This window comes from Candidatus Nanohalococcus occultus (assembly GCF_029207735.1).
Classification (GTDB): Archaea; Nanohalarchaeota; Nanosalinia; order Nanosalinales; family Nanosalinaceae; genus Nanohalococcus; species Nanohalococcus occultus.
In genome coordinates, this window is sequence record NZ_CP104395.1 from 471,712 (window position 1) to 489,009 (window position 17,298).

Consider the following 17,298-nt stretch of genomic DNA (forward strand, 5'->3'; position numbering starts at 1 on the left):
CAGCAGTTGGGTCTGTTCTGCTAAGAAAAACCCGTTTTAAAGATGGTTTAAGTATAACAGGTTCGTTGCTGTATGTTACAGCTGTCTTGGCGTTGGCTCAACGGGTTTTGGGTTCTGGCAGTATGGTGTTCCAAGCAGGTGGTTGGCCGGCGCCGTTTGGAATATCGTTTGTGGCAGATGAACTGGCAGTTCTAATGCTGGGGTTAACCGCTCTTGTCTCGACGGCGGCGAACCTGTATTCGGTCTCGTCTATATCTGAACAGGGGAAGGAAAACGGTTACTTTGTGTTCTTCCATTTCATGGTCGCAGGTATGACCGGCGCGTTCCTCACAGCGGATCTGTTTAACCTGTTTGTAATGTTTGAGATTGTCTTGATGTCGAGCTATGCGATGGTTGCCTACACCGGCACGAAAAGAGCGCTTTTCACCTCTCTGAAATACGTTGTCTTGAACCTGATCGGGTCCACGCTGATGCTTATCGCAATAGGAGGTCTCTACTCAGTTACCGGAACAGTCAACATGGCCCACATGGCACGGATCTTGGCGGCAGGAGAGGTCAACATGGTGCCTGTTCTCGGGCTTTCAACAGTCTTGTTCTGCGTCTTCGGAATCAAATCCGGTATCGTACCCTTCCAGTTCTGGGTTCCAACTGTTTACAGTAACTCTCCTCCACCTGCCGCAGCCATGATGGCCGGTATCTCGAAAAAGGTCGGGATTTACGCAGTTATCAGACTCTACTTTACGGTCTTCTCACAGGCCGCTGTCCCGGGATCAGCACTGGTTTTCCAAGGCCAGTCAGTCTCCACAGTTACAGGAGGACTGATTCTTTTACTGGCACTCATTACCGTAGTTTTCGGCGGAATAGGCGCTGTAAACCGTGACCGGCTTGAAAAGCTTCTGTCTTACTCGAGTATCGGCCAGGTGGGATTCATCTACGTACCTATCGCATTAGGTTTAATCCATGGGTCGAAAATCGCAGTTATAGCCGCAATTGTATACATGCTCAACCACGGTCTAGCCAAATCATCTCTTTTCATGATAAACGGTGTTTTAGATAGAATAACTGGAACTACCAAGATCAGTGAGCTAGGAGGTATCAGCGAAAGATCCATTTGGTTGACAGCAGTGTTTTCAGTTTCGATGCTCTCTTTAGTAGGTTTTCCTCCGCTTTTAGGATTTTTCTCCAAGTTCCTGGTGTTTAACACAGCGGTTTCAACCGCTTCATGGATCTCACTCGCATTTGTTTTCCTGGGAGCTGTTCTAACTCTGTTATATGCCTCTAAAACGATCATGTCGGTGTTTTTCGGGCAGAAAATTGAGACTGATGGAGACATATTATTGCTTGAAAAAGCAGCGATCACGCTTTTGGCGGCTGGAATACTAGCTCTGGGCATAGGATTTGAACAGACTTATGTTTTCGCCGAGTTAGCAGCAGAAAATGTCTTACAGCCTGAAACCTACATTGAAACCGTTCTAGGTGGTACAAAATGAGAAAATGGGTTCTTTACGCCTTTCCTATGGCAGTAGCATGGATGTTTGTAAACGCAACATTTGATGGATCTTCTTTCATACAGGGATTGGTGGTTTCGCTGCCGGTTTCCTATGTTTTCCGGAGGTTCCATCCCGGTGGCTGTAAACTAATCGATCTTGGTAACATGGTTTACGTTCCAAGATATCTTGCTAGCTTCACCAAAGAGCTTTTCGCAGCTAACGTAGATACGACATGCCGGGTTCTACATCCATCCAAACCGATTGATCCGCAGATGATGAGATACCACACCTCCCTGGAGAACCCTGTGGCGATAACAGTGCTTGCGAACTCGATTACCCTGACTCCGGGAACACTGGTAGTTGATTTCTTCAATGACAGCTATGATTTCAGGATCAATGTACTTTCCGGCGACGTAGAAGGAACCCGGGAAACGGTGGAAAACTGGGAGAGACAGCTTTCGAAAATTTTCGGTGATGGACAATGATAATAGAGACAGCGCTAACAGTTACCGCGGCTTTAACCCTTCTATGTAGCTACAGAGTGATTAAAGGCCCGAGTGTTGCCGATAGAGCGGTCGCCCTCGACACCATAGGCACCAATATCGTAGCCCTGGCTTTGATCTACTCAGTAGTCACCCATCAAAAATACTTTGTGAACGTCAGTCTGATGCTGGCGATAACAGGTTTCATAGCTACTGTAGCCAGCTCAATGTACCTTAAAGAAGGTGATATAATCCGATGATAGTAGAGTCTTTAATCAGTCTAGGAGTTCTCTTCCTCGCAGTCGGAGCGATAGGACTGGTTCGCTTCGAGACTGTTTTCAGCCGTATGCATGCGGCTTCCGCTGCTACAACACTGGGGACGGGCATGATTGTGATCGCGACAGCTGTTGATTTCTACCCTGATCCAACCTGGCTTTCCACACTGGTTGTCACCGTATTCCTGTTCATCACCGCTCCGACAGGCGCACACTTGATCGCACGCGCAATCGACATCCAGCAGTTCAGGGAAGAATAATTTTTAGGCTAAACACCAAATCTGGCTTATGGAAAAATCGTTCAAAAGCTTCCTTGAAGAGCTTTTCCTCAGTCTTTTTGCCATGACAGCGACAGCGATGGTTTTCGCAGGACTGTTTTTCCTCGGAGACCGGTTCAGTATCGGTTTCCTACAGTCAAATGCAGGTATAATCGTCAGCACCTTGATCTTAGGCGAAGTATTTTTCTTCACAGTTCTGGGTTATATGGTTTTGAAGGGCTGACGGGTAACTGTTTTGAAAACCCTCCGCACTTCTGTTAACATGAATCTAAGACTAGGAGCGCACGTATCTATCTCGGGCGGAATGGACAAAGCAATCGAACGGCAGGAAGAGATCGGAGGTAACTGCGGGCAGATATTCGCAGGCAGCCCACGGACATGGAGTGTCTCAGAGTATACCGACGAAGAAGGTCAGAGCTTCCAGGATCTACGGGATGAAAAAGACCAGAACCCGTATGTAATCCACTCAACCTATCTTGTGAACCTTGCTACTCCTAAAGACGACTTGTTCGAAAAATCCTTGAACTGCCTTCAGGCCGAACTGGATGCGGCCGGAAAGCTCGGAGTGGAGTTCGTCGTCTTCCACCCTGGCGCACACACCGGAAGCGGACGTGAAAACGGCATCGAGCGAATCGCTGAGGGAATCGACGAACTGGATATTCCCGGAAACGTAACCTTGCTACTGGAAAACACGGCCGGTAAAGGAACCACGCTCGGACGCTCCATGGGAGAGCTACGTCAGATGATCGATCACGCGGACACGCCGAATGAGAAGATCGGAGTGTGTATCGATACCTGCCACGCACACGCAGCCGGATACGAGCTTAGAGAACAGGAAGGATTCGAAGACTTCCTCCAGGAGATCAAAGAAGACGTAGGGCTTGAAAGAATCAAGGTTCTACATTTAAACGATTCAAAGGACGAGAAGGGAAGCGAAAAGGACAACCACGAACACATCGGCGATGGAAACATAGGCGAAGACGGATTCCGAAATGTTGTCAACGCTGAAGAGTTCGAAAAGCTTCCAATGGTTCTGGAAACTCCTACAAGCAACGGAAAGAGCTACAAGGAGAATCTGGAGAAAATTAAAGAGCTGAAGAGGTAAAACCTCTCTCATTATTTTTTCTATCTGAAGGCAACTCCTTTTTAAAACTCGCAGCGGTTTTAATGTATTATAGGCCTATCACAGGCTTTTTCTCCAGTAACTGGAGGTTTGACATTAATGACAGAAATTCACAGTTCACAGAGAGTTGGCGTCTTCGTAGACGTCCAAAACTTATACTACAGCGCAAAAAATCTATATGAAGCAAAGGTAGACTTTGAGAAGCTCTTAAACGCAGCGGTTATGAACCGCGATTTGGTAAGGGCCTCAGCCTACGTTATCAAGGGCGATACCCCGGGGGAAAATGATTTCTTCGAAGCACTTCGCGGTATTGGTTACGAAGTCCACGTTAAGGAGCTAAAGGAGTTCTACGGTGGAGCCAAGAAAGGCGACTGGGATCTCGGCATGACTGTTGATATGATCCAGCAGGCCAAGAACTTGGATACCGTTGTTCTTGTAACTGGAGACGGAGACTTCGCAGTGCTTGTCGACCACTTGAAGTCGATGGGATGCCGAGTCGAAGTCATGAGCTTCGGAAAGTCCAGTGCCAAGGAGCTACGGGAGGCATCGGACAACTTCATCGACATGGACGATAAACCTAACAAGTTTCTGGTAGATAAATAAACCATGAAATCAGCATCAGAGCTTTCGGCCAGCGAAGTCATGGAAAAAGACTTTATCGCAGCCGAGGAAGACAGTTCCCTGGCAAGCATCAAAAACACGATGGAGGAAAACGATCTCCGAGCTATCCCGGTTGTAGACGAGAAAAACAACCTGGAAGGTGCCATAGGGTACAGAGACCTGGTGAGACAGATCCAGTTCAACCCGGATTCGGCGAAAATCGAGAAGGTGATGCATCAGCCACCTGAGTTCGAGGCTGAAGACTCACTTATCGAGTTAGCCGAGCTGAGGATCAACTCGGGACGGAAACTGATGGTTCACACTGAAGGCAACAAGCTGAAGGGAGTGATATCTGATTTAGAGTTCCTGAATGCGTTCAAAGGCCTTGATCAGTTCGATGATGTAACAACAATGGATCTCGGACCGATCGAGCTGGTTACAACCTTCGAGGAAGATTCAATCGAGGAAGCACGTCACAAGATGCTGGATAACAATGTCTCAAGGCTTCCGGTACTTGACAAGGACGGGAACCTCACAGGGATTGTTACAAGTACGGACATGCTAAAGGTTCTTATCCCAAGAGAGTCTCCGGACTCGGGAGGAACCAAGGGCGGACGAACCGGTGGAGAGGTATTTATCGCCGGCGGAGACGAAAAGGACTCGCTCAACGACATCACGGTAAACGAGATCATGAACCGGATGGTTACCACGAGCGAAGGCCATATCTCAGGTGACGAGGCTATCGAGAAAATGGCTGAAAACGACACCCGTGAAATGCTCGTAGTCGATGGAAACTACCCGCAGACCATTGTCACAGTCAAGGACTTCATCGACTATCTCAGCGAGTTCGCAGAGGACGAAACAGTTTTAGTCTCACTCGTAGGTCTGGATGTAGCCGAGGAAAAGGCCGCGGTACATCAGAAAGTTAGAAAGCAGATCAGAGGATCGCTTGGCCGGAAGCTTGATAGACCGGAAGAACTCAAGTTACGGTTCAAAAAGGCTGAGAAAGACGGAAAGAAACACCGATACGAGGTATCCGTCCAGCTAGTAACCGATGACTATGTCATCAACGTTGATGAGGAAGACTGGGATCTGCTCGATGTAGTGGATCAGGCTCTCTCCGAGCTAGATACGCTTGTCAAAAAGGAGACCGGAAGGGACTAACGCCCTTCCTGATTTTTCATTTTTTCCAGTTTCTCATTTGTCGAAATCCCATACTTCTCAGCCACTCTCTCAAACGCTACAGCCGCATAAATCATGTAAATGAATACAGCGACAAGCAGCAGGTAGAGCGGAAGACTGGCGTACTGTACTCCGGATAAAATCGAGTTATACATCATGAAGTACGAGACGTAGAGAAGTAAAAGGGAGATCGCCATCATAAACCTCTTAGAAAACTCCTGGATCGCTTGCTCTTCAATACCTTTGAAGGTAGTGTACACGATGAAAAAGCAGATCGCTCCAATCGCAAGCGTTCCTGAGGTATTTATCGCGAATACTATCTCTCCAACTGTCATAAACATGAAATTTTCAATCCTTTTTTAAATAACTTCTAAATAAGCCAGGCCAGTACCGCAATCAAAACAAGCACCGCTCCGGCCACAGGAATCAAACTATTCATCTTCTTGGCTTTAACCTGCTTGTAGTACGTCTCCGGTTTCAATCCCAGTGTCTTGAAGGTTAAAGTTCCTGCTACAAGTATTCCCAGCATGTTAGCAAATGCTATGGCTGCTGCGGATAGCGCCGCTGAGAAAGCAGTGTTTGCGACCGATAGACCGGCTGCGGCTAGTGGAGGCACAAGCGCTATCGCAACAGCTACACCGGCTACCTGATCCTGCCGACCCGTCGCAGATGTCAATGATGCTGCGGCTCCTACCAGAAACGCCAGGAAAACGTTCAAAACGGTGAACTCGGTGAAAAGCCCGAGCAAACCGCTTGGCTCGAAAAACAGTCCGGGAACTGTCGAAGCCAGTAGAACAACTCCCGCGCTTAAAAGAGAAGTTCTAATAGATTTTTTCATCAAAGAAACATCGCCGACCGTCAAAGATATTGATGCGGCTACAAGAGGTGATAAGAGCGGTGCGAACATCATCGCGCCTATAACAACTATCGTGTTGTCCATGGTGACCCCAAGCGCTGCTACCAGACCAGAGATAACTGTTAGGCCCCATTCAGCCCGGCTGAAACCTGAAAACTCCTGTGCTTGTGAGTATATCTCTTGCTGAGATAGATCGGTTGAGCCTCCTTTGGTCTCCCGACCTTTCTCGATCAAGGATTCCTGTTCAAGTATTCTTATGTAGAGATCTCCGCTTTTCAGCGATGAAATGGACTTTAGATCCTCAGTTATGCTATCTACTTTGTCCTCTTCAGTTGTCAGGGAAAACTCTTTGAACTCTCTGTCCTTTTTCTCTACCTGTTTGGAGGAAACATCGTTTGAGTAGCCTTCAAGTACTTCGGCGACTCTTTCGGTTTCTTTCTCCGGTACGGTTACCTGTAGCTGTCGCACACTGAGTGTTCCGGCTCGGAGTTTAAATCTTCAGGCCTTGATGTTCAGCTTTCCGGACTCGTAGGCACCTAGCAGCTGGGAGGCCATCCCTGACTGTTTTGTCAATGAGATCTCTCCTTTCTTCCCAACGGTTGCGGTAAACAGGAACTCGCTGCCATCGTAGACATCTACTTCCTCGCCGGCATGCTTTTTGCCGATGCTGATGATAACCGAGTTACCTCTTTCCTCGACGCCGTCGTAGCTTAACTCGTCTTTCAAGGTAGCGGTCCGTGGCTCTACGGTTATATCAAGCCCTAGCTCGTCTTCCAAGCTGTGGATGCGCTCTCCGTTCTTCCCGATAATCTTTGAGATCTCTCCTTCCTCAACGATTAACTTGATGTGGTTGTCCGAGATGAACTCGACTTCAGGATCACCGGGCAGGTCATCTAGTTTGTACTCTAGCTGTTCTTTGGCCAAGCGTTCGGCACTTGACTGTTTTTCGTGTTCGCCGATCGGGATTACAACCGTTTCCTCTCCGTACGTGTAGATCTCATAGACTGGTTTGTCATCTTCAAGCCTGGAGATAAGAACGACCGGTCGGGCAAGATCCTCTTCCTGCATTCCATCCGGTACCTTTACGGTTAACTCGAGTTTGTAGACTTCTGCGACCCCCGCGTTTTTGATGTGTACAACAGTATCGACTATCTGAGGTATCATACCTAGCTCGACACGTCCGATCAAACGCTGGACGGCATCGACCGGTGCTGCGGCATGGACCACGCCAAGCATTCCGACTCCAGCCATACGCATGTCGCTGTAGACCTCGAAGTCCGATGTCTTACGCACCTCGTCGTAGACAGTATAATCAGGTCGGACAAGCAACAGGAAGTCTCCGGTGTTTTCCATCGACTCATCTAACTCGGTGTACTGAGTGATATCCGGGCCGACATCCAGGTCCCGAGGTTTCTCCATTGTTTTCACGATCTTCCCAGCTTCTTCGTAGTGTTCGGCCAGTGCCTGTGCGAAAGTGGATTTTCCATGTCCCGGCGCTCCTGCGATAAGCACTCCCTCGGCTTTCTCGTCCAGTCGTGTTAGAAGCTTTTCCGACAAATCATAGTCTTCCAGTGATACCTTTGCGACAGGACGCACGGCAGTTATTTCCGGTTTCTCGGAGAAAGGAGGCCGTGAGATCGCGATACGGTACTTTCCGATCTGTACAACGGTCGCACCTTCTTCCTGTATTTCGACAAGTCCTTCGTCCGATATCTCAGCCTTCTCGATAGTTTCCTCTATTAGTTTATTGATTTCGTCCCGTGAAAGTGGCTTGTCTCCAATTGTCTCAAGCTGGAACTGTCCTGGAAGCCCTCTTTTGGCTTTAGGCAGGCTGTCCTGTTTGAGGTGGACGCTCATCGTCTTATCATCGAAGTAGTTTTGTAGTGAGAACTTCTCTACGTGTTCTTTTTCGAAAAACCGTACTTTGATTCCCTTGGCTTCCGCTACCTTGGCCTGAACCCGGTCTCCGGTGTAAAGCGTTCCATCGATCTCTTCTGCTACATCCCGGATCAGTGCGTCGATCCGTCCGTTTTTAGCAAGTCTGATCTCCTCGGTTGTAGGCTTACGTCCTGTGAACTCGACTTTGAATCCTTTCTCTTCACCGAGCTTACGGAGCTTTTCGATCTCCTCGATGGCTTTGTATCCGATTTCCAGGCCTTTGTTGGCCTGTGATTCTATCTCATCGACCACTAGCTCGGGTATAACTACATCTGATTTTACTTCGCCGTTTTCAGCTAGATCCGATAGTTTTCCGTCGACAAGAACGGAGGTATCGGGTATAATTTTGTCCGTCATACAGGGTTTATCGCTGCTAATCTTCAAAAGCCTGTAGTCGCTCAGACATATTGTTTTTACTCCATGTAGCTTTCGATAAGCTCTCTGTGACCTGAGATGTTAACTGAGTCCGGCTCAAGGACAGGGTGATCGCTGTGCTTTGAGATTTCCTGCTTAACTTTCTGGTAGCTGCTGGCCCGATCCTTTGCCACAGACGCCATCACTTCGTAGGATTCATCGAGGAAGTGTTTGAGAGTCTGTCCTCTGGAAGTTGTGGTCACTCCTGTCTTCGTAAACTCGAGACAGTTGTACTGGTCCAGCTCATGAGTCAGCTCTCTCATGTCCGCTCCTGTCAAGTCTTCGATTGCCTCGGGATCCGACTGTTTGAGATCCATGAACCGCAAAGCTTCAATTCTTCTGCCGTCTTCTACGTCCGAAATCACAGTATCTACTACGTCGTTTACTCTTCGGTCGTTGGCCGTTATCCAGTCGTACTTTCCGCCCTCATGTTCGAGTACTCCCGGGATTCTTTTCTCCGAGAGAGGAGTGGCTTCGTATCCATCGTCTTTTTCCTGTAGAAGTCCTAGTTCCTCGAGCTGCTCTTTGTTTTCCGCATCCTCTATGTTTTCAAGTCCTTCTGCCTCGATAATAGCTCCGAAAAACTCATCCAGCAGACGGTCTCTTTTCCGCGGGAACAGAACCTCTGTGCTTGAAGGAGTTATGTCATCGTAGCTAATATTCCTACTCTCCGTTTTTCCCAGATTGCTGACAGCATCTGCGATATGACCTTTCGATACTTCCTGACCTTCATATGTCGGGACAGGTCCTTCGCTGTCCTGGGAGTTTCTCATCGCCCTGTCCATTCTCTCCGCTGTCTTTGTGTTCATTGTTTGTGCTGCGTCTGAGTTCTCGGGACCCTGCTTTGTCATATATTTCGGAACGAATACTTACACTTATTTACTTTGCCGCAATCGTTGTCCTTGAGTAGTAAGAAACGCTTGTTCGGGTTATTCGCTCAAACCCAACAGGCAAGAGTATATAAGCAGTAGGCCTCAAAGTTTGAGACAAAGGGAACAACATGTTGTGGGGGGAAGGCGAAGGTTCTACACAACATGTTGTAAAAGCTCAGTGAAACAGAATCAACTAGAGGCAGCTATATCCAAATGAAATGTCCGTACTGTGAAAACGAAACAACGAAGGTAAAAGACTCCAGAGAAACGGAGGGAAAGGTACGGCGCCGCAGAGAGTGCGCTGAGTGTGAAAGACGGTTTACAACCTATGAAACCGCGGAAAAACTTGACATCCAGGTCACGAAGAGAGACGGAGCCAAAGAGCCATTCAAGGAATCGAAGATCCGTGAAGGAATCCAGAGAGCAGTACAGAAAACAGCGATCACAGCCGAAGAAGTCGATGAAGCCGTAGAAAACGTAAAGAAACAGGTCATGGGCAAACAGGAACTTACTTCCGAAGAGATCGGCAACACGGTCAAAAAAGAGCTTCAGGAAATGGATGAGGTCGCTTACATCCGGTTCGCATCAGTATACGAATCCTTTGACGATGCCGAATCGTTCGAGGAAGAGATCAAGGAATTAAAAGAAAAGCAGGGCTAGAAATCATAACTTAACTTGTATTTCAAGGGAAACCTATCAATGGTAGAGACACAAACAACAGAGGAATCTGTCGAAACCGAAAACCAGTTTGAACTACCTGTCAAAAGGACAACGGGGGAAACAGTCGAAGAGCGTCTAACAGAGAACGCTTACGAGCGCATACTGCCGGCACGTTACCTTCTCAAGGATGAGGACGGTAACGTAGTCGAGACACCGGAGGAAATGTTCGAACGTGTTGCGAAAAACGTAGCACAGCCGGACAAAGAGTACGACGATGTCGACTTCGAGGATGCCTGGAAGGAGTTCTTCGAGCTAATGACTCACCAGAAGTTCATGCCGAACTCTCCTACGCTGATGAACGCAGGCGCACCGCTACAGCAGCTAAGTGCTTGTTTCGTTGTTCATCCACAGGACGATATGGACAGTATTTTCAACAAAGTCCATGATGCGGCAAAGATCTTCCAGTCCGGAGGAGGAATGGGATATCCTTTCCACCTAATGCGTCCGAAAGGAGATACAGTCTCCTCGACAGGAGGAATCGCAAGCGGACCCCTATCTTTCCAGCAAGTATTTGATACAATGTGTGGTACGATCAAGCAGGGAGGCAAACGCCGTGGCGCACAGATGGGAATCATGCGCGTCGACCATCCTGACGTACTAAGGTTCATTGTCTCAAAGCGGAAGGAAGGAAACCTATCGAACTTCAACATCTCCGTAGGTCTAACCGAGGAGTTCATGGAGGCAGTCAAAAACAACGATACTTACAAGCTGATCAACCCGCGAACCGATGAACCTTTCGAAGTACCTAAGGAGACAGCCCAGTTCTACAACTCGGATGAAGAATGGTACCCGCAGGCAGCAGGAAGTGATCAAGGCAAAGACGATAACTTCTGGAGAGACCACGCCTCCTCATTTGGAGAGGAGATCGATGAGTTCGACATTGATCTAACTCCTGGCGAGGAAATGGAGCTTCCAGCCCGTTTCATCTGGGAAACACTTATCGATGGCGCATGGAGAAACGGAGAGCCAGGTCTATTCATGTACGATGAGACCAACGACAAACACTCATTCGACGTCGAAAAACATCCAGAACACCGTATCGAGGCCACAAACCCTTGTGGAGAACAGCCGCTTGAAAACTACGAGGCATGTAACCTGGGCCACGTCAACCTAAGTCTAATGGTAGAGGACAAAGGCGACGGTGCGGCACTACAGTTCCACGACTGGAAACAGGACAACGGAGTAACGTATGAAACCGACGAAGAGCTTGACCAGGCAATGCGAAACTACATGCAGAAAGCATTGAAGATGGACGAGCTTGAACGCGTCGCGAAGGTCGGAACCCGCTTCCTAGACAACGTTGTTACCATGTCCGATTTCCCACTGGAAGAGATCGAAGAAAAGGTCTCGTCCCTACGTAAGGTCGGATTAGGACTGATGGGCTTCCACCAGATGCTGATCCAGCTAGGAGTACGTTACGGAAGCGAAGAATCCCAGGCAGCAGCCCGCGAGATCCAGAGACTTCTAACCAAGTTCTCAATTGAGGAAAGTCATCGACTCGCAGAAGTACGTGGAGAGTTCTCCGAATGGGAAAAATCCAAGTGGGCGAACCCGACAGAACACGCTGAATGGTTCAAGGCCTACACCGGCGGATACGACCCAGAAGAGTTCGAAGACGGACTGAAGCTGCGGAACCACAACACCGTCACGATCGCACCGACCGGAACCACATCCATGATCGGAAACACCTCCGGAGGATGTGAGCCAATCTACCAGCTAGCGTACTTCAAGAACGTCGCAAAGGACATCCAGGGAGAGGACATGCTCGTCGAGTTCGACGATTACTTCCTGAAAGCACTTGAAGCAAACGACGTAGACGTAGAAAAGGTCAAGGCAGAAGTCGAAGAACTGATGGAGAACAACGAATGGGACGGAGTACACTCGTTGCCTGACAGCGTTCTACCGCCAGCGATGAAGGAGGTCTTCATCACCTCCGACCGTGTAAAAGCCAAGGAACACGTCGACATTCAGGCAGCATTCCAGAAGTTCAACCACTCAGGAATCAGTAAGACCTGTAACTTCCCGCACGAAGCCACCAAGGAAGACGTCCGAGAAGCCTACATGCGAGCCTACGATAAAGGCATCAAAGGCATGACAGTCTACCGTGACGGAACAAGAGACGTCCAGGTCATGCAGACCAACAAGGAAAACACCTTGACAGACATGGACAAAGTCGACGCACTCGCAGAGATCGCCTCAGAGTACGAATCCAAACAGGAGCTACTTCAGAGCGAGGAGCTGAAAGAAGCACTGGGAGTAGAAGGCCAGGTCAAAGTCGTATCAGAAGACGAAGACCTTTCCACAGAAGTCACACAGGAAGGAGTGGAAGCCGACTCCGAAGGCAACGGAGGCCACACATCGATGAGCGACGATAAAGGGGTTCGGAAACGACCTAAATCCATCACCGGAACCACCCAAGAGATCGAGACTGCTTACGGAGACCTCTATGTCACAATCAACGAAGACGAACACGGACCGTTCGAAGTCTTCTCCCAGATCGGGAAAGCCGGAGGCTACACCCAAAGCTTTACCGAAGGACTCTCCCGAATGGTCTCACTCGCCCTACGTTCAGGTGCTGGCGCCGACCAAGTCATCAAACAGCTAGATGACATCAGAAGCCCGCAGATCGCATGGGACAGCGGCGAACAGATCCACTCCGTACCGGATGCGATCGCAGAAGCATTCAAACGACACCGGAACGGAGGGAACGCACCGCAGCAAACCGTCGACAACTACGACACCAGCTCCGAAAGCAAGACAGCAGGCAAAACTGAGACAGAGAAAACCGCAGATGCAGCAGACATCGTAGCAGAAGGAGGCAACCCGGAATGCCCTGAATGCGGAGGCATGCTCGAACTAAGCGAAGGATGCCAGAAATGCCCAAGCTGTGGATGGAGCAAGTGCTAAGGTCGCTGAGATGACAACAGACAACGGCGACTACGAGCTACACGACCTTCTGGAAATGAAGAAGGTGCCGGAAGTAAAGAGAGCTGAAGGCTCTCTTGAAACCTCTTCTTCCTCATCCAGGTCCTTACAACAGACCTTCGGCCCATCATACGGAGAGAGCAGTCCAGAAGTCTACAGTGAAGAACGAGAAACTGTCACCTTGGACGATCTACAGGAAACCAAACTTGATCAGTACGACTAAAGGGCTGTTTAGCCCCTTAATTCAGCATTTCTTCAATCTAGACGGTTAGAGGTGCTATTGTGAGCTATCATGGCTACTTACTGCGGAAATTCAAAATGCGGCTATAAAGGCACAGTTGATGCTGTGAAATGCCCTTGTTGTGGGTCTAGGAAGAAAATAGTCTTAGATTCAAGACCGATAAAATGCCCGAGTTGTGGGACTCAAAATATGCCTAACAGCACTTCATGCTCAAATTCGTCATGCTCCCAAACCTTCAACTGATTTCTGACCTAGTTCAGAATAACATTTGGCTGCTTCCGATAGCAGGACTGTCTTTAGAGATTGTTTTTCTTGCGTTCAAAGAATCTCTTAGATCTCCGCCTGACCATCCCTCGACTGCAGCAGAAGCAAGCGACAAGCTAGCAAGTCATGCATTGACAATACTAGGCCTAGTGTTCACAGGCACTACCTTTCTTCTTTCAAACAACAGCGATTATTCCAACGGCACAGCACTCCTTTTCTTTGTTTCCATGGGACTCATGTTTTTCTCGTTCCAGTTCAGAAATCTGACGAATCAGAAAAACCTTTACTATTTTATACAGGATAAGTCTGTCTCATGGGGCATAATATCGTTAATAATGGGTGTAACGCTTCTTGCTGTGGATAAGAATCTTTTGAAGGTTAGTTTTTGATGTGGGCTATTTTATCAGGAGTAGTACTGATCTATGTTGCCGAAGCATATATCCTCCAAGATGCCATAGAAGGAAATGAATAAAGAAAGAAAAAGAGTAGAAGGGTTTACTGTCCGTCTGTTACGTTCTGTCTTCCTGTTGTCCTGTTTGCGTCTCTGTTCTCAGTTCGGTTTCCGGATGTCTGGTTGCCTGATTCGGTCTGGTTGTCGTCGGCTTCCTGTTCTTCTGTCATGTTCCTTGGTCTTCTATCAGGTCGGTTCGGTCTGTTCTCGGAAATGTTCTCAGGTCTCTGAGAATCAGCTTGGTTGCCTCTCTGTCTGGCCTGTTCCATGTTCTGGAGTGCGTCTCTCATGTTTTCCAGTGCAGTCTCCATTCCTTCTCGGGCGTTCTCATTCGGTGCGTTATCGATACGCCCTTCCATTTCCGTGATCGTGTTCTGGAAGGAGTTCATCGCTGTCCAGATGCTTTCTGATTCGTTTTCTCCTGCTCTTTGCGCAATGTTTTCGAGCTGCTTTCCTGCCTTGGCTGCCGCAGTGTTGTTGTTATCCGCTGCCTTCTGTGCTTCTGCGGCTCTCTCCTTGGCGATCTCGCCTGCTTTAGCAAGTCCTATAGACACGGCGGCGTTGTCCATCGCGACCTCCAGTCCGTAGACCGGCGAACCCGGACCTACCATTCCGGGTCCTCTATCTAGTTGGTTTGACTGTGCTGTGACTGTTTGAACTCCGAGCAGCATTAACGCTGTCAGAACAATTGTGTGTTTTTTCATGGTACAAATCTTTGTTTTCTATTCAGGTTTTAACCAGTTGTCCGTCAAACCTGAGTTATGGACGAGCTGATTGAAAACCTGCTTGGGATTGATTCGATTAAAGCGGTCAAACGCCAGAGCGACGATGTTTTGAAAATAGAGCTTTTCAGCCGGGAGATCCCGAACTCGGAGCTGGTTGAGATCCGCGGCGATCTACGGACGGTTACGCCTACGGTTCGCTCGAAGCTGGAAAATGCCAGGGAGTCTGGAGAGATAAATGGCTGGAGCTGGATTGTCCGACCCGAGAAAAAGTATCAAAGCACCTCGCTAGGAAGAGATAAGGTTTCGGATCGGAAGGCTAAAGGCTACCGTCCCGGGCATTACAGAGTGAATGTCAAGTAAGGTCCGAAACAAATATTGGCAGGGAATGTAGAATGCTTGTGTATGCCTGATCCCGGAGAAATCGAAGACATGGAGTTTATGATTGACAGTGACCGTCTTAACCTGATACTTACAGTTCTTAAGGTCAAGAAAGGAACTGACTTGGAGCTTTTCTTCAAGGATAGAGATCAAATTGAAGGTTTTAAACAGTATTTAGATGAATGGAGTGGCTTAAACTATAAGATAGAGGAAAACATCGGCTCAACTAACTTAGCATCGCTTTACTCTCTTTTCACACAACGTGATCATCATATCGAAGATATGCTTAACAGAGACTTTATTTGTAGAGGCTATATCAGTTATGATAAGAAGGCTCTTGATAGATATGTCCGTGTGAAGTTTCTTAGGCGTTTTACGGGTTCTGGAGGCATCTTGAGTTCTTTGTTCCACCGGAGAGCCGGAGAGTTCTATGGCTTCCCCGAACAAGACATCAATGCTTTCATTTACTCGAACGCAGAGGGTTTAAATCGGAAAATAATGGAGCTTAGGGATCAAGATATCAGACGTATTTCCTCTGAAGAGTCTTTCGATAAATACAGCGGTAGCGGTCTAGATGCTAATGATAAATCGGTTTTTGTACGTCTCACACACCATGTTCTGGCTGATAGGCAGGATTCATTTGAAAAGCAGCTGGATCTCGTTAAAAAACGAGAGAAAGCAGCTGAGGAAATCGGTGTAAAAACAGAAGACTATCTTTAACTCTCTAAAAAACCGCTGTAAAGGTGAAGACGCCGTAGCTACATACCGCTGCGATTATAGGCGTGAGTATCCACATGGTCACTACCTGGCTGATAGTATCCGGATCGAAAAGTTTCTTATCCGGTATATCGCTTTTGGATTCCTCTCCTATCTTTTTGCCCTCATCAGCTTTCAGGGCTGCGGTCTTCATCTTCGGTTTCTCTCCTTTAACCGCGTCTTTGACCTTTACCGTTCTCGAGGCACGTCCCCAGCCAAGACCGGTAATACACATAGTGGCTGATATTGCCAGACTGGCAGGTATACCCATTAAAGACAGCACTGTGATGATCGAGGCGGAAACTGTTGAGACAATCAAAGCCGCGAGTAAAGGCATGTCAGTGATTCCCTCTCCCACCGTATCAAGGGTTTTCCGGGCAATTGTGAAACCTCCTACGCTCATTGCTCCGATAGCTATGATAACTCCTGTTTCAACGTTCATGTTTGCCGCCGGGCTTCCGATTAAAGGCGCTACAGCGTTCGCTACGTTTGATGCGCCGGCGGAAAAAGCCATGTAACAGGCTATTGAAAGAACAAGTGTGCTGCTGAAAAGCTCCTTGATGCTTGTACCTTCTCCAAGCCGTATAGGTCTCTTTGAAAGGCTTAGCTCGAGGAGTTTCCCGTCCGACTGATCTATACTGAACTTCCTGTCCAGATGTACGTAAAGGTAACGTCCGATAAGCCCTCCAACCAGAAATGCCACAGCCGGTGCTACAAGCCACCAGGACAGAATTTTCCCCATAACCTCCCAGCGAAGCGTACCGGTAGCTATACCAAGCCCTGCGATCGATCCAACCGCAGTCATCGATGTCGAGGCCGGTACGCCGGAAAGATTCGATATCAGAAGACTGAGTCCTATGAAAAACAGTATTAATACGGAAGCAGTCAGGCTGAACTGGGATGCCGGCACGATCTGCCCTCCCATTGTTTCAATAACTTTTCTTCCAAGAGTCCATCCGCCGATTAAGGCAAAGACCGTCATCAGAGCGGCAGCTCCATGCTTTGATACGAGTTTGCTGCCTACGGAAGGTCCGAAAGCGACTCCGGTAGAAGAGCCTCCGATGTTTATGCCGACAAATACTGCGGCCAGTATGCCAAGCCCTATCAGAATCTCGGACATTACTCGGCGATCGGCCCGTTTTCAAACATTCCGTGGTACATTAAACCCATTGAAACAGCTGCTCCCGCTCCGAACGTGTACTGGAGAGGGAAGCTGGTCAAAACTCCGGCCGTGGCGCCTGAAGCCAGGCTAAAAGTCATCCCTGCCAGAATTTTGTCGTAGTATCCTAAGTCTATCTCTATATCCATAGCAAAATTAAAACCTCCTA

General features: G+C 48.3%; 21 protein-coding genes. 14 read left to right on the forward strand and 7 right to left on the reverse strand.

Annotation, left to right across the window (positions count from 1 at the left end; all coding sequences use genetic code 11):
- Positions 1 to 170: 170 nt before the first annotated feature.
- From SVXnc_RS02610 to SVXnc_RS02645, 8 genes are all read left to right on the forward strand, one after another.
- Complete coding sequence (locus SVXnc_RS02610) at positions 171 to 1,490, forward strand: complex I subunit 5 family protein (RefSeq protein WP_347722408.1); 1,320 nt, start codon at positions 171 to 173, stop codon at positions 1,488 to 1,490.
- 26 nt (positions 1,491 to 1,516) lie between these two features.
- Complete coding sequence (locus tag SVXnc_RS02615; protein WP_347722409.1) at positions 1,517 to 1,975, forward strand: Na+/H+ antiporter subunit E; 459 nt, start codon at positions 1,517 to 1,519, stop codon at positions 1,973 to 1,975.
- Positions 1,972 to 2,232: a monovalent cation/H+ antiporter complex subunit F gene (locus tag SVXnc_RS02620; RefSeq protein WP_347722410.1), complete on the forward strand. Its 261-nt coding sequence runs from the start codon at positions 1,972 to 1,974 to the stop codon at positions 2,230 to 2,232. Before SVXnc_RS02615 ends, SVXnc_RS02620 begins: the two co-directional genes overlap by 4 nt.
- Positions 2,229 to 2,507, forward strand: a complete 279-nt coding sequence (gene mnhG, locus SVXnc_RS02625) for a monovalent cation/H(+) antiporter subunit G (protein ID WP_347722411.1) — start codon at positions 2,229 to 2,231, stop codon at positions 2,505 to 2,507. The genes SVXnc_RS02620 and mnhG overlap by 4 nt, the downstream gene beginning before the upstream one ends.
- A 28-nt stretch (positions 2,508 to 2,535) precedes the next feature.
- Positions 2,536 to 2,748, forward strand: coding sequence for a hypothetical protein (locus SVXnc_RS02630; protein ID WP_347721382.1), 213 nt, complete (start codon positions 2,536 to 2,538; stop codon positions 2,746 to 2,748).
- Between the two features lie 39 nt (positions 2,749 to 2,787).
- A complete protein-coding gene (locus tag SVXnc_RS02635; RefSeq protein WP_347721383.1) occupies positions 2,788 to 3,630 on the forward strand; it encodes a deoxyribonuclease IV in 843 nt (280 codons plus the stop codon).
- A gap of 117 nt (positions 3,631 to 3,747) precedes the next feature.
- Positions 3,748 to 4,251, forward strand: coding sequence for a LabA-like NYN domain-containing protein (locus SVXnc_RS02640; protein WP_347721384.1), 504 nt, complete (start codon positions 3,748 to 3,750; stop codon positions 4,249 to 4,251).
- A gap of 3 nt (positions 4,252 to 4,254) precedes the next feature.
- Positions 4,255 to 5,412, forward strand: coding sequence for a CBS domain-containing protein (locus SVXnc_RS02645; RefSeq protein WP_347721385.1), 1,158 nt, complete (start codon positions 4,255 to 4,257; stop codon positions 5,410 to 5,412).
- Here the strand turns inward: SVXnc_RS02645 and SVXnc_RS02650 are convergent.
- Genes SVXnc_RS02650 through SVXnc_RS02665 form a run of 4 tightly spaced genes read right to left on the reverse strand, consistent with a single transcriptional unit; the run spans position 5,409 to position 9,489 of the window.
- Positions 5,409 to 5,765 carry a hypothetical protein gene (locus SVXnc_RS02650; RefSeq protein WP_347721386.1) on the reverse strand — a complete coding sequence of 119 codons (357 nt, stop codon included), beginning with the start codon at positions 5,763 to 5,765 and terminating at the stop codon, positions 5,409 to 5,411. The genes SVXnc_RS02645 and SVXnc_RS02650 overlap by 4 nt on opposite strands.
- 35 nt (positions 5,766 to 5,800) lie before the next feature.
- Positions 5,801 to 6,754 (reverse strand): TIGR00341 family protein, encoded by a 954-nt coding sequence (locus SVXnc_RS02655; protein WP_347721387.1) that lies wholly within the window; start codon positions 6,752 to 6,754, stop codon positions 5,801 to 5,803.
- A 30-nt stretch (positions 6,755 to 6,784) separates the two neighbouring features.
- Positions 6,785 to 8,581: a PINc/VapC family ATPase gene (locus tag SVXnc_RS02660; RefSeq protein WP_347721388.1), complete on the reverse strand. Its 1,797-nt coding sequence runs from the start codon at positions 8,579 to 8,581 to the stop codon at positions 6,785 to 6,787.
- Between the two features lie 56 nt (positions 8,582 to 8,637).
- The gene (locus tag SVXnc_RS02665; protein ID WP_347721389.1) at positions 8,638 to 9,489 is read right to left on the reverse strand and encodes a hypothetical protein; all 852 of its coding nucleotides are present in this window, start codon (positions 9,487 to 9,489) and stop codon (positions 8,638 to 8,640) included.
- Positions 9,490 to 9,723: 234 nt separating this feature from the next.
- Here SVXnc_RS02665 and nrdR point away from each other — a divergent pair, with 234 nt between their 5' ends.
- From nrdR to SVXnc_RS02685, 4 genes are all read left to right on the forward strand, one after another.
- Complete coding sequence (gene nrdR, locus SVXnc_RS02670) at positions 9,724 to 10,170, forward strand: transcriptional regulator NrdR (RefSeq protein ID WP_347721390.1); 447 nt, start codon at positions 9,724 to 9,726, stop codon at positions 10,168 to 10,170.
- 39 nt (positions 10,171 to 10,209) lie between these two features.
- A complete protein-coding gene (locus SVXnc_RS02675) occupies positions 10,210 to 13,137 on the forward strand; it encodes an adenosylcobalamin-dependent ribonucleoside-diphosphate reductase (RefSeq protein ID WP_347721391.1) in 2,928 nt (975 codons plus the stop codon).
- The gene (locus SVXnc_RS02680) at positions 13,118 to 13,378 is read left to right on the forward strand and encodes a hypothetical protein (RefSeq protein ID WP_347721392.1); all 261 of its coding nucleotides are present in this window, start codon (positions 13,118 to 13,120) and stop codon (positions 13,376 to 13,378) included. The genes SVXnc_RS02675 and SVXnc_RS02680 overlap by 20 nt, the downstream gene beginning before the upstream one ends.
- Positions 13,379 to 13,602: 224 nt before the next feature.
- Positions 13,603 to 14,049, forward strand: a complete 447-nt coding sequence (locus SVXnc_RS02685) for a hypothetical protein (RefSeq protein ID WP_347721393.1) — start codon at positions 13,603 to 13,605, stop codon at positions 14,047 to 14,049.
- A gap of 106 nt (positions 14,050 to 14,155) precedes the next feature.
- Here the strand turns inward: SVXnc_RS02685 and SVXnc_RS02690 are convergent, their stop codons facing one another.
- On the reverse strand, positions 14,156 to 14,815 hold the full coding sequence (locus SVXnc_RS02690; RefSeq protein WP_347721394.1) for a hypothetical protein: 660 nt from the start codon (positions 14,813 to 14,815) through the stop codon (positions 14,156 to 14,158).
- Positions 14,816 to 14,872: 57 nt separating this feature from the next.
- On the opposite strand from SVXnc_RS02690, the gene SVXnc_RS02695 reads away from it, so the two are divergent.
- Together SVXnc_RS02695 and SVXnc_RS02700 are read left to right on the forward strand one after the other, a co-directional pair.
- Positions 14,873 to 15,196 (forward strand): hypothetical protein, encoded by a 324-nt coding sequence (locus tag SVXnc_RS02695; RefSeq protein WP_347721395.1) that lies wholly within the window; start codon positions 14,873 to 14,875, stop codon positions 15,194 to 15,196.
- 42 nt (positions 15,197 to 15,238) lie between these two features.
- On the forward strand, positions 15,239 to 15,934 hold the full coding sequence (locus SVXnc_RS02700; RefSeq protein ID WP_347721396.1) for a hypothetical protein: 696 nt from the start codon (positions 15,239 to 15,241) through the stop codon (positions 15,932 to 15,934).
- A 4-nt stretch (positions 15,935 to 15,938) separates the two neighbouring features.
- On the opposite strand, the gene SVXnc_RS02705 is transcribed toward SVXnc_RS02700, so the two are convergent.
- Together SVXnc_RS02705 and SVXnc_RS02710 are read right to left on the reverse strand one after the other, a co-directional pair.
- Positions 15,939 to 17,090 carry an inorganic phosphate transporter gene (locus SVXnc_RS02705; RefSeq protein WP_347721397.1) on the reverse strand — a complete coding sequence of 384 codons (1,152 nt, stop codon included), beginning with the start codon at positions 17,088 to 17,090 and terminating at the stop codon, positions 15,939 to 15,941.
- Positions 17,090 to 17,278: a DUF8015 family protein gene (locus SVXnc_RS02710; protein WP_347721398.1), complete on the reverse strand. Its 189-nt coding sequence runs from the start codon at positions 17,276 to 17,278 to the stop codon at positions 17,090 to 17,092. Before SVXnc_RS02710 ends, SVXnc_RS02705 begins: the two co-directional genes overlap by 1 nt.
- Positions 17,279 to 17,298: the final 20 nt, after the last annotated feature.

Excerpts from the sequence above, each read along its gene's own strand:
- SVXnc_RS02615 (WP_347722409.1), top strand. The coding sequence starts at position 1,517 with ATGGCAGTAGCATGGATGTTTGTAAACGCAACATTTGATGGATCTTCT.
- SVXnc_RS02620 (WP_347722410.1), top strand. The coding sequence starts at position 1,972 with ATGATAATAGAGACAGCGCTAACAGTTACCGCGGCTTTAACCCTTCTA.
- mnhG (WP_347722411.1), top strand. The coding sequence starts at position 2,229 with ATGATAGTAGAGTCTTTAATCAGTCTAGGAGTTCTCTTCCTCGCAGTC.
- SVXnc_RS02630 (WP_347721382.1), top strand. The coding sequence starts at position 2,536 with ATGGAAAAATCGTTCAAAAGCTTCCTTGAAGAGCTTTTCCTCAGTCTT.
- SVXnc_RS02635 (WP_347721383.1), top strand. The coding sequence starts at position 2,788 with ATGAATCTAAGACTAGGAGCGCACGTATCTATCTCGGGCGGAATGGAC.
- SVXnc_RS02640 (WP_347721384.1), top strand. The coding sequence starts at position 3,748 with ATGACAGAAATTCACAGTTCACAGAGAGTTGGCGTCTTCGTAGACGTC.
- SVXnc_RS02645 (WP_347721385.1), top strand. The coding sequence starts at position 4,255 with ATGAAATCAGCATCAGAGCTTTCGGCCAGCGAAGTCATGGAAAAAGAC.
- SVXnc_RS02650 (WP_347721386.1), bottom strand. The coding sequence starts at position 5,765 with ATGACAGTTGGAGAGATAGTATTCGCGATAAATACCTCAGGAACGCTT.
- SVXnc_RS02660 (WP_347721388.1), bottom strand. The coding sequence starts at position 8,581 with ATGACGGACAAAATTATACCCGATACCTCCGTTCTTGTCGACGGAAAA.
- SVXnc_RS02665 (WP_347721389.1), bottom strand. The coding sequence starts at position 9,489 with ATGACAAAGCAGGGTCCCGAGAACTCAGACGCAGCACAAACAATGAAC.
- nrdR (WP_347721390.1), top strand. The coding sequence starts at position 9,724 with ATGAAATGTCCGTACTGTGAAAACGAAACAACGAAGGTAAAAGACTCC.
- SVXnc_RS02675 (WP_347721391.1), top strand. The coding sequence starts at position 10,210 with ATGGTAGAGACACAAACAACAGAGGAATCTGTCGAAACCGAAAACCAG.
- SVXnc_RS02685 (WP_347721393.1), top strand. The coding sequence starts at position 13,603 with ATGCTCAAATTCGTCATGCTCCCAAACCTTCAACTGATTTCTGACCTA.
- SVXnc_RS02690 (WP_347721394.1), bottom strand. The coding sequence starts at position 14,815 with ATGAAAAAACACACAATTGTTCTGACAGCGTTAATGCTGCTCGGAGTT.
- SVXnc_RS02695 (WP_347721395.1), top strand. The coding sequence starts at position 14,873 with ATGGACGAGCTGATTGAAAACCTGCTTGGGATTGATTCGATTAAAGCG.
- SVXnc_RS02700 (WP_347721396.1), top strand. The coding sequence starts at position 15,239 with ATGCCTGATCCCGGAGAAATCGAAGACATGGAGTTTATGATTGACAGT.
- SVXnc_RS02705 (WP_347721397.1), bottom strand. The coding sequence starts at position 17,090 with ATGTCCGAGATTCTGATAGGGCTTGGCATACTGGCCGCAGTATTTGTC.
- SVXnc_RS02710 (WP_347721398.1), bottom strand. The coding sequence starts at position 17,278 with ATGGATATAGAGATAGACTTAGGATACTACGACAAAATTCTGGCAGGG.